This window comes from Lysinibacillus canaveralius, assembly GCF_047301505.1.
GTDB lineage: Bacteria > Bacillota > Bacilli > Bacillales_A > Planococcaceae > Lysinibacillus_B.
Map to the genome: position 1 here is coordinate 1721066 of NZ_CP154840.1, position 14501 is coordinate 1735566.

At 38.3% G+C, this 14501-nt stretch carries 17 protein-coding genes; 15 read left to right on the top strand and 2 right to left on the bottom strand.

The window, feature by feature from the left end; all coding sequences use genetic code 11:
• The first annotated feature begins 390 nt into the window (after positions 1 to 390).
• From AA0Y26_RS08560 to AA0Y26_RS08625, 14 genes are all read left to right on the top strand, one after another.
• On the top strand, positions 391 to 2097 hold the full coding sequence (locus AA0Y26_RS08560; RefSeq protein ID WP_413366896.1) for a ribonuclease YeeF family protein: 1707 nt from the start codon (positions 391 to 393) through the stop codon (positions 2095 to 2097).
• Entirely contained in the window at positions 2094 to 2453 is a 360-nt protein-coding gene (locus tag AA0Y26_RS08565; RefSeq protein ID WP_413366898.1) for a hypothetical protein, read from the top strand. The genes AA0Y26_RS08560 and AA0Y26_RS08565 overlap by 4 nt, the downstream gene beginning before the upstream one ends.
• Before the next feature lie 207 nt (positions 2454 to 2660).
• Entirely contained in the window at positions 2661 to 2840 is a 180-nt protein-coding gene (locus AA0Y26_RS08570; protein ID WP_413366900.1) for a hypothetical protein, read from the top strand.
• A gap of 14 nt (positions 2841 to 2854) precedes the next feature.
• Complete coding sequence (locus AA0Y26_RS08575; protein ID WP_413366902.1) at positions 2855 to 3517, top strand: CdiA family toxin C-terminal domain-containing protein; 663 nt, start codon at positions 2855 to 2857, stop codon at positions 3515 to 3517.
• 20 nt (positions 3518 to 3537) lie between these two features.
• Positions 3538 to 3921, top strand: a complete 384-nt coding sequence (gene cdiI / locus AA0Y26_RS08580; protein WP_413366904.1) for a ribonuclease toxin immunity protein CdiI — start codon at positions 3538 to 3540, stop codon at positions 3919 to 3921.
• 747 nt (positions 3922 to 4668) lie between these two features.
• Complete coding sequence (locus AA0Y26_RS08585; RefSeq protein ID WP_413366906.1) at positions 4669 to 4839, top strand: hypothetical protein; 171 nt, start codon at positions 4669 to 4671, stop codon at positions 4837 to 4839.
• Between the two features lie 387 nt (positions 4840 to 5226).
• Positions 5227 to 5544: a hypothetical protein gene (locus tag AA0Y26_RS08590; protein WP_413366908.1), complete on the top strand. Its 318-nt coding sequence runs from the start codon at positions 5227 to 5229 to the stop codon at positions 5542 to 5544.
• Between the two features lie 7 nt (positions 5545 to 5551).
• Positions 5552 to 5839, top strand: coding sequence for a hypothetical protein (locus AA0Y26_RS08595; protein ID WP_413366910.1), 288 nt, complete (start codon positions 5552 to 5554; stop codon positions 5837 to 5839).
• A 217-nt stretch (positions 5840 to 6056) separates the two neighbouring features.
• The gene (locus tag AA0Y26_RS08600; RefSeq protein ID WP_413366912.1) at positions 6057 to 6299 is read left to right on the top strand and encodes a hypothetical protein; all 243 of its coding nucleotides are present in this window, start codon (positions 6057 to 6059) and stop codon (positions 6297 to 6299) included.
• A 673-nt stretch (positions 6300 to 6972) separates the two neighbouring features.
• The gene (locus AA0Y26_RS08605) at positions 6973 to 7179 is read left to right on the top strand and encodes a hypothetical protein (RefSeq protein WP_413366914.1); all 207 of its coding nucleotides are present in this window, start codon (positions 6973 to 6975) and stop codon (positions 7177 to 7179) included.
• 144 nt (positions 7180 to 7323) lie between these two features.
• Positions 7324 to 7575 carry a hypothetical protein gene (locus AA0Y26_RS08610; RefSeq protein WP_413366916.1) on the top strand — a complete coding sequence of 84 codons (252 nt, stop codon included), beginning with the start codon at positions 7324 to 7326 and terminating at the stop codon, positions 7573 to 7575.
• 168 nt (positions 7576 to 7743) lie between these two features.
• Complete coding sequence (locus tag AA0Y26_RS08615) at positions 7744 to 8184, top strand: hypothetical protein (protein WP_413366918.1); 441 nt, start codon at positions 7744 to 7746, stop codon at positions 8182 to 8184.
• 332 nt (positions 8185 to 8516) lie between these two features.
• A complete protein-coding gene (locus AA0Y26_RS08620) occupies positions 8517 to 9158 on the top strand; it encodes an SMI1/KNR4 family protein (RefSeq protein ID WP_413366919.1) in 642 nt (213 codons plus the stop codon).
• Between the two features lie 60 nt (positions 9159 to 9218).
• Complete coding sequence (locus tag AA0Y26_RS08625) at positions 9219 to 9533, top strand: hypothetical protein (RefSeq protein WP_413366921.1); 315 nt, start codon at positions 9219 to 9221, stop codon at positions 9531 to 9533.
• Positions 9534 to 9995: 462 nt separating this feature from the next.
• Here AA0Y26_RS08625 and AA0Y26_RS08630 read toward each other — a convergent pair whose 3' ends face one another.
• On the bottom strand, positions 9996 to 12593 hold the full coding sequence (locus AA0Y26_RS08630) for a cation-translocating P-type ATPase (RefSeq protein ID WP_413366923.1): 2598 nt from the start codon (positions 12591 to 12593) through the stop codon (positions 9996 to 9998).
• A 262-nt stretch (positions 12594 to 12855) separates the two neighbouring features.
• Positions 12856 to 13482, bottom strand: coding sequence for a sporulation membrane protein YtaF (gene ytaF, locus AA0Y26_RS08635; protein ID WP_413366925.1), 627 nt, complete (start codon positions 13480 to 13482; stop codon positions 12856 to 12858).
• Between the two features lie 468 nt (positions 13483 to 13950).
• Between ytaF and AA0Y26_RS08640 the strand changes: the two genes are divergently transcribed.
• Positions 13951 to 14103 (top strand): hypothetical protein, encoded by a 153-nt coding sequence (locus AA0Y26_RS08640; protein WP_413366927.1) that lies wholly within the window; start codon positions 13951 to 13953, stop codon positions 14101 to 14103.
• Positions 14104 to 14501 lie beyond the last annotated feature (398 nt).

Below are 14501 nucleotides of genomic sequence, written 5' to 3' on the forward strand. Positions count from 1 at the left end.
TATTTGTTTAGTATTGGTCTATGAGCAAGGTTTACACCACAATCACATAATTAATTTTAAATACCAGCCATTTCCCATAATTGGGGCGCTGGTAAATATATTCCCGCCGTGGAATAAGGTAAACAAGAGAATTCATACATAAGCGGATTCAATGTAAAGAAATGTTCTATAATGATGGGCCTTACTGGGTGCTTTGAGAATGATTGGATAGATGCATTTACTCCGTTTTTTATAGGTCTAAGAGAAGGAATGGATGTAAAAGAAAATAGGATGAAAAGCAGTTTTAGAGAAGTTCCTTATTATGTAATAATATGGTTATTATTTACCTTGGATGGTCCAACGCCGTTCAAGGTTTTCCTGTGTTAAAGAGAAAGCAGTATGTAGGAAACGATGTCGGAAGACTGGGGAAATACTTCCAGACAAATTGGAGTGGGTGATATAATGAAAGTATTGGATGTCGATCATCTCCACGATGGATTGACCCGTAACATCAACCGAATGAACCGGCTGGAAAAGGAAATGACCGCCATCCAGAAGGCAGTAGAGGAACTGACGGCCATGGAGGAGGCGCTGAAAGGGGAGGGCGGCCAGGCAATCCGTGACTTCTACACATCCTGCCATCTTCCTTTTCTTCAGTATTTCCTGACGTTTAAAGAAGAATTCAATACGGTTCTCCAGCAGACACAACAGGCGCTTTCGTCATTAGAGCCGATGGATGATGGGCATATCGTAGAAGAATTTCTCGAAACAACGATAGAGGAAGGACTCACAGCGAGCGCTGATATCACGACAGCGCTGACAGACGAAGCGAATGCCATTATGGACGAGATAGCCGATATTGTCGGCCTGCCGAAGCTCGATGATACACTTGTCCATGAAAGTATCGCGGATGCCAAAACAAAGCGGGATGATACGGTAGAGGCGCTACATACATTTGATAGCACGCAGACGGCGCAGCTGCTCCCCATCGAAACAAGTATCCAGTCGATGAAGGAATGGGTGAAAAACATCGAAGGACTGTTCCAGGCGGGATTGACAGATGTCAATTTCCCAGCTGATACCTGGTCTGCGATGGCTTCCCGCTCCAGCCTGGGCATGGCGATAGCTGCCCAGCAGGCACCAGTCGGCAGTGTGGCACATGCGCTGCATGAACAGAATCAGCTTACTCTGATGCTGCAGGCTTCCTTATCCAATATGGTGCCAATCCGATTCGGCTTTGGCGGATTTGCGCAAAAGTCCTACCCAACGTATGGCCCTGTGATGCTCGGCTTAGGGAACCTATCACCAGGCAATCAAACAAGTGAAACGGTGCAGCAGGTAAGCAAAAGCAGCGATCCAGATCTGGAGGAAATCTATGCTGCACTGGCCAAGCAGGCAGAAGGCATGGATGTTAGCAGCCCGTCCTCACCTGGTACCTATTCGGCGAAGGAAGAGCTTACCTATGAAGGCATGCGGAAGGTGCTTGGGGGGAATGGCTCAGGTACACCGGATGGATTGGCGCTATATGCCAAATCTATGGGGCCATCTGCCAAGTATGTATTCGATTTCTTTACGGAGGATATTCGGACCATACTGGACCCAGAAGCAACAGCAATTGAAAAAGCAATAGCGATCGGGTTCACCTTCTTTAAGCCTGCGAAGCTATTGGATAAGGCAGGGGACGTTGCAGGGGCTGCGAAGGATGCAGGGAAGGCCGTGGATAAGGGTACGGGTAAGATTGAAGGAATGCCTCCTCTTGTTCAGTCTAGAGTAAACTTAAGAAATGGAAGTGCAGCAGAAGGAGCAGGTTTTAATCATGTATTAGATAGGCATTTTAACCCTTCAAAGAATGCTTCCCAATTCTCAATTACACCTGACGAACTTAAGGGAGTTCTTCAAAGTAAAGAAGTTGTGAACACTCCAGTTTCAAGAGTTTTATACTCAGATATAAAGTTAGCAGATGGGACAATCGAGAAGCAGGCTAGATATGTAAGGGAAGTTACATTAGACTCAAACATAGGTATTGATAAGTTTAGTGGTTCTCCTACAAATATTATGACAGTACTAACCGATAAGTATGGGAATCTAGTTACTACTACACCAGGGGTGATAAAATGAAACTAATCGGAAGCAAACAGGAACAGGATTTCAGAAAGGAGTTAGAAGGTTCGAACATTGTTTCGGCTCAAGATGGTAAAGCAGAAGCAATATTGAATGTGTTAAGAACTACTTTTGGAGAAGTAAAAAGTGCATATATTTTAAATTGGACACCTGACCAAAGCGAAGACATATTCACTATTTTAGTTGACCTTGATAGAATTGCTAAAATTGAAATTAGTAGAGTCGATCATTCGGAAGTTCCTATAATTGAAACTTTCAATCTGAAGGATTTTCAGAGAGGGTTAAGTAAAGTTTTTCAAATTAAATTAGCCGTAGCGATGGATTTAGCGAAAAAGGAACATCAAAACGGTTAAATCAGTATTGTGAAACCTTGATTGGCTATATGCCTTTCAAGGTTTTTTACTTTAAGATTTTTATGGTTAAAAGTAAGATGACTTTTGAATCAAAAACTCATGGCTTTGATGAAATTCAGAACTCAGGATGGTTGTACCATCAAGGTATTTTGTTTTAATACTTGCCTTGCGAAGGAAGTACGATAATTAGGCGAGATGACATTTTATATGCAGGAGGTAGTTTCGAAGGAAAAGCTTACCTATGAAGGCATGCGGAAGGTGCTTGGGGGAAATGGCTCAGGTACACCGGATAGATTGGCGCTATATGCCAAATCTATGGGGCCGCCAAGTATGTATTCGATTTCTTTACGGAGGATATTCGGACCATACTGGACCCAGAAGCAATAGCAGTTGAAAAAGCAATGGCGATCGGGTTCACCTTCTTTAAGCCTGCGAAGCTATTGGATAAGGCAGGGGACGTTGCAGGGGCTGCGAGGGATGCAGGTAAGGCTGTAGATGATGTAAAGAGTACTGGGAAGGCCGTTGATAAGGGGACGGTAAAAGATGTTACTTTTAAAAAGGGTTATGATACACATTTAACCGAAGTGGAGGGTTTTAAAGCAAAACCGAATATTGGAATAAAGGGTGGTCACAATCTTGAGAACTTTGAACAATTTATTTTAGATAACTTTGGTAATCAAGTTAAGGATATTAATCAAGCTGTTACTAAAACATCTCATCCTGATATTTCAGGAATTTATGAGGCAAAATATAAGCTTCCTGTTTATGATGGATTGAGTAAAGAAAATGGTGGAAAAGGTAACTTTACTGGACAGTGGAAAGAGTATAAGAATCCTAAGACAGTATATGACCCAAAGGTTTTTTCTGATGAACAGATATTAAAGTTGGGTAGGGAAGCAATGGAAGAAGGTATTAGTAATAATAGGACAATTCATGGTGGAGATAGGTCACCAAGTGATATGGTAGAAGGGTATGTCAATGTAAATGGGAAACAATTGAAGTTTATGGGCTTTAAAGACAAAAATGCAGGTGAGATTTCGAATTTCTTCCCAGTTCTAGATTAAATGTTAAAGGAGTGTTTGTTATGAGTGTGGAAGTTTATATTATTGAAGAATTTTCAGAAAAAGTTGGGTTGATGCGTCTATATTACAAAATAATAGGTGATGGGAAGTTTATGGAAGCGATTGATAATTTCAAAAACAAAAAAGGGTTTGGGATGGATCCAGTATGTTGTATTTTTGCAAATGAATATCAGCCAGGAGAAGAGGGATATTTTGGTGAAACTGGTGTTAACTTCAGTATACAACCTCCTATGGCTGAAGTTGAGGAAAATGCTATTGTAGATGAAAAGGTATTTTTTCAATATTTAACAGAGGCTGGGGAAGACTATTTAACAAGACGACCTCAAGATCGAACAAGAGTTGAAGTTTCCTTAAAAGAAATAAAAGAAATATTAAATTTATCATAATTTAAGATGGAGAAGAAATAGATATTTCAAGATACATTTACCGGATTTTAGATTAATCAAAAGCACTAATATATATGAGAAGAAGTATTAATTGGGTTAATTGGGTTAAATGTTAAATTTGGAGTAGGAATAAAATTATTTTTTGAATATTTAACTATCACCTTGATAGGCTAACAATCTTTCAAGGTTTTCTGTTATGATTAAAACAATACGACTAGGAAGACAACCCATATTTACTGTGAAAATATGTGGTTTACAGTGCAGGTGTTAAATAAAGCTCCCACCTTTACAAAACCAATATGTCATGAAGGCTAGACCATCAAGGAGTGCTATTTTAACAATTAAGCAATAAGAACGAGAATAGGCGAGATGACATTTTACTTACAAGGGACCACTTATGGATGTCATACTGTCAATATTAAAATAACTTGTAAAACTTACAAATATTAATAAATTTATAAACTCAAAGCACTTGATTGTCTATAACAGGCGACAAGTGCTTTTTCACACTTCTATATCTTCATGTACGTAGTTTGAAAAGAAAGGTTATGTGATTAGCTTACTAAATGCTTAATTTTTTGCAAATAACAATATACAAGGAGAATAAAGATTTCATTGAAAAAGCGCTGAAGCTGACGAAGGGGGGAATCTTAAAAGGTATATAATCGGAAGAGAATTCTTTTAGCTAGGTATCCCTAATATTATGGCCGGACTCGAAGAAGTCTTCGGTGTAAATCCGATCGATCAATGGCGACAAAATTAGCGACTTTTCCCAGCGGGGCGCTTGTCAGAGTAGGAGCTAAGGTAAGCAAGGGTGCCATTAATATTGGGAAAAAAGTGGTGGGACAAGTAAAGAATGTCTTTCATCCAGACAAGGTAAAAGAAGTGTACGACGATTATATAAAGTCTTCACGGTAGAAGAGTTATAAGTACTTTAAGGCTTATACGAAGAAATTAAGGGGTGTAAACACCTCTTATATATGAAGCAGCTACATGGCTGGGCAGCATAAAGTTCCGAAGAGAGTAAGTGAAGTCGCACATAGCGATTTAGTTGGTACCCTGTTCCAAAACAAGGTGAAGGTTATTATGATCATGCTTAAGAAGTTTCTAAAACATAACGTGGTTTAGTAGGTTTGAACCGGGGTTGGAAAAGAATGATCGAAAATCTTAATTTAGATAATGAACTTCGACAACTTTACATAACTAAGGTGAATGAGGTAAACGCCAAGATGAAAAAATTGAAGATATGTTTGCCCCCAATGGCGGAGTGTAACTACTTAAATAATAATGGGAGTAATGGATGTAATGAATAGAAAAATGAAATTAAAAGAGTTTTTGACCAATGAAGAATATGAAAGTGTAATACAAAATGCAATTCAATATTCTGATGTGTCACTTCCTGTATGGCACTTAAAAATTACAGATAAATGTCTATGTGAGTTATCAAACCTTGATTTGATCCGCTGTATTAGCCAAGATGTTTTTAAAGATTTAGCAGCGTTTGAAATTATTGAAAGGATTGATGAACAGAACACACCTTTCTATGCTGACATTGATTCAACGGAAATGATGGGAAGGTTGTCATCCATTAGTCCGGAGATATCCAATAAAATAGAAAGGTAAGATTATTATGAATGTTTTAGAAGGATTTTTGCAGGCAGAAATTAATACACAGGAATTATATGAAGATATCATGTCTTTTATAACTTCCTATCATATCAGATGTGGGGAATTTGAAGGGAATGAATATATAATAAAAAAAATGGATCAAACAAATTTTATCTTATTTCCGGAATATATAGATGCAGATGGTAAAAGAGAAATACACGGAGCAGTATCAGTTTATAGAAACAATTTAATCAAAGAGATTAATGACCGTGCTCAAGTTAAAGGAATACAAGTAATAGATGAAAATTAGTAGTTACTAAGAAATGATTTTAGTTCGAAAAAAATCTAATTATAAATACTGGCGTTATAAAGATACAAAAAGGATTAAAGCAAAGTGCAGAAACAGTTATTATTGATGGGAGATAGGCAGGAGTAACTACTGAGCAGGGTCTTCACATAATAAAATATCTGGAAAAATAGAAACATGGATAAATGTTGGATTAATTACTCATCCGTAGTAGGAAATTATGGCGAGATTAAACTGTAAATGTGGAGAACTTCTTACAAATTCATTGTCCCCAAATAATATAGAATCGGTGGTTTATACTGACGAAGAATGGAATGATATTATTAACCAAGGAGAGAAGGTAGACCCTCTCTCTATACCAGAACCACGATATGAAGTATGGCGATGTCCTAAATGTGAGAGAATATATGTATTTAAAGAAGATGAAGATGGTCCTTATAAAACTTATATATTAGAGAAATAACTTCATAGGAGTAAACTTCACTAAAGTTGTAAAAAGTAGAGAGAATTACTGTAAATTTGGAAATCTTGATTGGCTAAATGCTTTTCAAGGTTTTTATGTTAATTTACGTTTAAGAAACTGGTATTTGAGCGAGACATCAAAAAAACGATTTATTTAAAAATCAAGAGAACCAGATGGTAATACTCTGTAAGAGGCTTTACTTTAATCCGGAGCTAGAAGAAAATTATGAGTAATTGAAGAGAGGACATCTTGGGGAGTTATTAGTAGGAGTAGCAAAAAATTAACGAGAAATTTCTAGGTAATAATATAGTAGGGCATGCTGACGAAGTAATCAGAATATATAGGTGCAGTCAGCCTGTTCTTACTCGTTAACCATTCGGCGAAGGAAGAACTTATGGAAAACCGACTATTTGGATTAGAGAAAAGTGTATGATGGACATCCTATTGCCGGAGAACGGCTAAATAAATACTCAAGACAATTAAGATTAAAATAATTTAATGATTAAGAGGTCATAAGTATGAGGAAATATGTTAAGTTGGATGTTCCAGAAGTAAGTATTCATCCGTTAAGAATAACTGAAGGATGGAATGTTCATTATAATAATTTTTGGGAAATAGATCCGCAGACGTTAGATATGGATGATGATCGATGGTTTATGTTTACCGATAGTTTATGCAATTACATCACGAGAAAACATCATTAACATTAGACTTAGGCTGGAATCCTGACATTCCCCCCGAGGGCAATTACTTAGTGTTAATTGTAAAGGATTCGGACTGGGAAAATCCCATTCGTGAATTCACATCAAATGATTACAAAAAAGTGATTGAGTTTATTGAATTAAATTTGAAACAGATTACTTCTAATTGGTGGAAATAATACAATTAGAAAACTTATAAAGAATGGCTTAGAGGCGAGTAAGTAATTGTTTTTGTATTGAGTACTTAGAGGAGAAATGCTCAAGTTGAAACTGTTTCTGCTTAATAATATTTAGAGGGAGAAAAATTCAAGGAGCGAAGAATTGTGGCGGTTTTTGTAGTAATGGTAAAAGACTTCGAAGATGAGGATAGGGTAGTATATTTTTATGGACCCAATGAGAATACAATGGGACGGATTGAATATGATAAAAAACATGGGGTAATTAATCAGATTTCTCCTATAGAATCAAATGATTTTGCAGATGATTTCTTTTTTAAGAGAGCCGGCAGACGCCTTTCAAGAATGATTATGAGAGAAAATCATAACTTTGTTGATCGAACAACTATAGAATCTTAATGATAGCAGATAAATATCTTGAGTGACTAGAGATGGAAAAATCGAATTTAGCACCTGATTGTCAGCTAAAAGCAGCAAGTGTTTTCCTAATTTAAAGCATAAGGGAAAGTTGAATATCTACGGACCGTTACAGTTTTACTCTCTATTAGAGACAGGGGTGAGTAAGTAATGAGATTAGTAAATACTTATCTTTCAGTAGAAGAATTAAAGAAACAAGATATAACAATCATACGTCATTTATTTACAAAAGAATATGCTGAAAATATTGAAGTGAATAGCTATAAGTATGAGGACCGAAAGTATTTTGAAACGGACTTTGATATAATTGATGTAGAATTTCACAACGAAAATATTTATAAAGAAATTGATAAGTTGATCAATATACATGAACAAGCAATTCAGTTAATTAATCAAGATGTTGAGGTAATCGTTGCGAATGACGATACAGACACAGAGATACAATTACTTGAAAAAACCTGTCATGATATATCGGGATTTGGTTTGTTTATTACAAAGAGAAAAATTGATAAAATCAAGCCTTATTATACTTCAGGTATTTGTAATGCATACTTAAATTTTGAGAATGTTAGTTTTGGTGTAATCTTCTAGTGCCTTTAGTAAGGTGTTAGGAAAAATGGGCCTCCAGATACTAAGAATTAAAGAGAAGTATACAGATCGTATGGAAATACATATTTAATTTTTGGTGATCAAGGTTTTAGATTCAAAAGTTTAATAGAAAATAATAAAGTGAAGATAGCACCTGATTGTCTAATAAAGACAGCAAGTGCTATTTTTTATCAATAATAAATGAAATTGAAAGTCGGGAGGATGTTAGAGTTACTTATAATACAATAGGAGATCGTATTAAGCAGCACCGAAATTGCTGGGGAAATAATGCAGGATACATAAAAGGAATTAGAAAGTTAAGGGGGTCTTTATAAATGGTAGATTTATCGAGCATTGCAGGGTTAGTAAGATACAAAGCAGCTAGCGAAATGGATATTCAAGAAATGGAAAGCCGGTTAGGCGTAAACTTACCTAATGCTTACAAGGATTTGTTAAGACATACGAATGGCCTGTCAATTGGCGGTGGACTTTTCATTTATGGGACAGAAGATATCTTGGAAAGGAATGAAACATGGGAAGTAGATAAATATGCCCCGGGTACGATCGCTGTCGGGGATGATGGCGGAGGAAATGTATTCTTAATGTATGCTTCGCAAAACACAAAAGAAGTGTTAGTTGTTGATTGCGGGGATATGAATCCCGACCATGCTGCGATTATCACCTCAGATTTTAGTAAATGGGTAAACGAAGGTTTTATAGGTATGACAGAAAATAATTTACTAGTTGATATACCGGATAGTTGTAAGGTAGTGTTAGTAACTGCTCCAAGAGAAGGTGTAAAAGATTTAGTGAAGATAAAAAGTGTTTTAGGGATTGAAATTTCTCCAGGAGAACTATTGAAGGCTTCCAAACATCCTCCGTATACATTGATAGAGAGCTATCCATATGGGAAAGCAAAGAAGCTAATTGAAAAGCTGGGACCGGTTGGGGATGTGCTTGAAATAGAAGAGAATTAAGTACATGAAATACTATTGGAGAATTCTAAACCAAGCTTTATAGAGCTCAGGGGGATAATCATGAATATTGCTAATGAAATGGAAGCTATATTATCCAAAAGAAAAGAACTGCATCTAAACGATGACTATGGAATACAAAAAAGCTGGAACGAAATAACAGAAGTTCTTTCGGGAAATGAGGAGAGGGCAATAAGGTACTTAGAGAATTGTAACAAAGAGGATTTATATTATATAAGTGAGGTTTTTGAAGATATAGCTGAAAAATTACAAAGTAAAAAACTAATTGTCACACTAAGGGAACTAGACAGAAAATACCCCGAGTTAGAAATGACAAAGGGTATCGATTTAGCAGAGAGTTATATAGAGATTTTATAAATGTAATCTATAGGGTTTTCAAAAATATAAAATAAATATATATCCATTTAACAGCGGTTTTGATTAATAGATGGAGGCTTCTCGTAAAAAGAATTTCCGCACGAACCTCCATTACTGCTTGACTCAATTATTACAGAAGACGCATGATCTGTATATACAATTTATCTCAGGCTCAGTCAATGAATATGCATTAATCCTTTGAGAAGTTATACAAGCCTGGAAAGTAAAAGGATGATTTTAGAGAATCACTTCATATTAGATCGAGCAAATGAATTACTTCCTTACAAAGGAACAGCAAGATAAAAATTCTCAAAGAAATCCAACACTAGGTAATATAAGTTCAATAGTATTGATAGTGCTGAGTGACTAGGCTTTTCAGAACGTGGCCGGAATTCAATAATTCCATTAAAAAAAGCGCTGACCGATACAGTCAACGCCCGTAATCTCTCAATTCAATCCTCTCTAGTCTTCTTTCCCAAAGAATACTCTTTCAAGCTGAATGATGATCAATGGAATCACTGCTAATCCATACACCCAGAATAATTGCATGTGATTTAATGTTGCTACCTCAAACCAGCCTGCGATCAGTACAGTGTTTAAAAGGGTTAAGCCTAGTAAAAAGGCAATCCACACAGCGATGTTTGAGAACAGTCCTAGTTTGAAGATGGATTGATCTGCCCGGCAGTTGAAGCCGTGGAACAGACGTGCTAAACATAATGTAGCAAAGGCCATCGTACTGCCTACTAATGGATCACCGGATGATAAGCCGACTTGGAAGGCGATAATGGTTACTGCTGCAATCACCAGACCCTCTAATCCTACCTGGGTGGCGAACTTTTTATTAAGTAATGGCTCCTGGATATTACGCGGTTTTTCTTTCATCAGCTTTTTATTGTGCGGCTCTAGTCCAATGGCAATTGCCGGCAAGCTGTCTGTTAGTAAGTTGATAAATAGTAAGTGTACAGGAGCAAAAGGAACCGGCAGTGCGAGCAGTGTAGCGTACAGCACGACTAGAATAGCCCCTGCATTTCCGGATAATAAAAACTTAATGGCATTTTTAATGTTGGCATAAATACTTCGCCCGTTTGAGATGGCTTTGACAATCGTTAGGAAATTATCGTCGGTTAAAATCATGGAGGAAGCATCTTTTGCGACTTCCGTTCCTGTAATACCCATCGCAACACCGATGTTTGCCTGTTTTAACGCAGGGGCATCGTTTACACCGTCACCCGTCATGGCTACGACATGTCCTTTTTCCTGCCAAGCTTTCACAATACGGATTTTATGCTCCGGCGATACGCGTGCGTATACGGAGATCTTTTCTACTTTGTTTCGCAGCTCTTCATCTGTTAATCTTTCAATCTCCACGCCTTCCATTGCTTCAGAAGGGTCCTTTAAAATACCGATTTGTTTGGCAATCGCCGTGGCAGTGATTTTATGGTCGCCCGTAATCATGACCGGCTTGATGCCTGCATCAATACAATCCGCAATGGCCTGTGCAGATTCCTCACGCGGCGGGTCCATCATTGCCACTAATCCAACGAATGTATAATTATTTTCATCTTCCGGACTGATGCGGGGGGAGAAGACATCTTTATAAGCGATGGCCAGTACCCGCAGTCCCTCACTCGAAAAGTTATGAGCAGCTCGTCGAATGCTTTCAAGGTGCTCGTCCGTGATGCCCATTGCACCTCGTGACGTTTCCATTCTTCTAATACGCGGCAGCAGAACATCAACAGCACCTTTTGTAATGAGTACACTGCGCGTCCCCATACGGTTAACTGTACTCATCAATTTACGAGTCGAATCAAACGGTACTTCACCGACACGTTGATGAAGGCCTCTTATGATTTGTTCATTCAGTTCATATTGGCGGCCTAAATTGACAAGCGCCAATTCTGTTGGGTCCCCGATTTGCTTGCCATCAGAGAGTATGGAATCGTTACATAACAAAGCCATATCGACGAATTTTTTATGAAGCTGATTTTTCATCTGCAGCTGATCGTGCCCGAAAATTCCTTCACTTACATAAATTTTTCGAACGGTCATTTTGTTTTGCGTAAGCGTGCCCGTCTTATCCGAACAAATGATAGAAACACTGCCGAGACTTTCAACGGCAGGCAATTTGCGCATAATCGCGTTTTCCTTCGCCATGTTTTGTGTGCCTAATGCAAGGACAATCGTCACGATCGAACTCAATGCCTCCGGAATGGCTGCAACGGCTAATGAAACGGCAAACATGAAGGAATCGACTAGCTCACGGCCGCGTAAAATATCCAGTCCAAAAATAATAAGGCAAATAACAATGATCCCAAATGCAAGCCGCTTACCAAAGTTATCGAGGCTTACTTGAAGCGGTGTTTTCTTTTCCTTTGCACTATCTAATAAACTAGCGATTTTCCCGATTTCCGTATCCATACCGATCGATGTAACGATGACTTGTCCACGTCCCTTAGTGACAAAGCTGCCCGAAAAGACCATGTTCTTTTTATCACCAAGTGCTACATCTGTCTCGTTAATAATATTTGCCATTTTATCGATTGCCAGTGATTCACCAGTGAGTGAGCTTTCATTGATTTGCAATCCATGGCTTTGAATGATACGGCCATCCGCGCTGATATAATCGCCAGACTCCAAAATAAGAATATCTCCGACAATAACCTCTCTAGACGGAATCTCAATTGTTTCTCCATTCCGCAGCACCTTTGCGATCGGGGCGGCCATGGCTTTTAGGCTGTTGAGTGATTTCTCCGCTTTTATATGCTGTACGGTGCCTAAAATAGAGTTTAAAACAATGACTACGATGATGACGACGGAACTTTCAACATCTCCAAGAAAGATAGAAATCACAGCTGCCACAATTAAAATGATGACCAAGAAGTCCTGGAACTGCTCTAAAAAGACCTGCACCGCATTTTTTTGTTTACCTTCTTTTAATTCGTTGTACCCATGCTTTTTGTGGCGTAATTGAACTTCATAATCCGTTAATCCTTGAGGCGTTACGTCCAATTCTTTCATTACCTCTTGGGCAGAGGCTCGGTAGTATTGTGTTGCGTTCATTAGAAAACCCCTCCATCGGTCTATATGAATGATCTATCCTTTAACCGGAGTGCCAAGCAGATTTTGATAGCCGATTATTTCAACCTGACCTAACCGATTGGATCATTCAATATAACCAAATGTATGGTTAGCATCTTCAAAATATACTTTTATAAGACTACTTTTCTATTCTTTTTTGTAGAAGCCGATGTCTCGTTAGCATATGTGAAAAGAGCGTTAATACGAGATCAACGCTCTAGTCAAATAATATTCATCTAGATAACTACATTTTGAAAAGACCGATGAGAATTAACGCGATCCCCGGTAGCAGCGTCAGGTTTTTCATCCACGCCACACTTCTAAAAATCTTTCCTATGTTGAGCCCGGCTATCACAAAGATTGTACTTGAAATAGTCACAACGATAGAAAACAGAATAGGCGGCAAGTCAATTAATGCAGCGCCAATACCTGCACCGAAAGAGTCTAGTGATAGGGCAAGCCCTAGGAATAATGCTTCTATCCCGCTAATCTTCCCGGATTTATCAAAGTCAGCTTCCATTGGCTTTTTCAAGATTTTAATAATAATGGAGAGAGGTTTGATTTCAAATTCGATCACCTTGTAATCTGTTTGCGGCTCACGTGCAGTCCTTTGGGAAGTGATGAATTGATAAAGAACCCAGATACCAATCCCGATGAGTATGATTCCGCCGATTCTTTCCCCAGCCTCATACGATATAAATAACTCGATAAATGAACCAAGCAGCATCGCGAGTAATAAAACCACGAAGGTACAGGATGAAATGATGATAAATGATCTGACAGGAATCGTTACATTTCGCATGCCGTAGGTTAATCCCACTGTAAAACTATCAAGACTCACTGCAAATCCTAAAATCAATAAAGCAACCAAATCGCTTATTTTTGTTCACTCCCTCTATCAATATTGATGTTTCACTAGCTCACGTCCTTTTAAGTACTTGAAAGAGAGCTGAGACGTGCAGGACCATTATAGGTATATGGAAGTTGAGGAAGCGTCGCTAAAGGGAGCCGCTTTGTGAAATAACACCTCTTTTATGAGCTGGCTGCGTGTAAGGATGGATCAGTGTGTTCGTTCCCTTTCACGTTTTGGTATATCAATGTGGCTTTTACATAATGTATTTCCGGGCTTCAAAAAGGCGGGTTTATTTATTACATGAACAGCTGGCGTACTATTGACGGCCATTACATAAAAGGTCTTTATGTTTAGGTTCTAGCTGGTCTTTTCCTTACAGGTGACATCACTTCCTTATCTTATGTAGGGGGATGGAGTTCCGTGCGAGGCAACTGTGCTTGATGAAAACACACAAAGCTTGGCGGGGAAAGGAGGGGAGATACAATCATGAGTATTTTTCGTAGTGAAAGGGTCTCTCGACGTCTATGCACATACCGGCTGCCTTATGAAAGCTGGCGAGGCATTTATGAGGCAGCGATTTGTTCGATAGCGCATCTTCTAGAGCGGGTATCGGAAATCTTTGGGGATGAAGAAAAATAATTTGGTAAATAGGTAAAGAAAGTCTGCCGCAGAAGGATCTTCGGCAGGCTTTATATTTGTGTAAAAGTGTTATTCAGCCCATTGGAGAAGCGGGAGGTGCCTTCCTCTTCCAAATTATTTTTGTAAGCGATGTTTAACAAATAGTATAAAGGTGGGTATACAGGGTATAAGTTAGTAGCTTGCTAAATGACTTAAGGAGGTGTGAATGTATGAAAGATCAATCAATTGCCGAGCCTTGCGCCATCAAACATACAAGAAGCAGCAGGAAACAGGATTCTCCCAAATTCCCCGAAAACTATCTCCGTTCTAGAAGATAGCAGCTTCAAGAAACCTTAATTATTACATCTGTAACACATTTTCATTCAGTAACAAGTGCACCTGGAGCAGACATCCTCTTT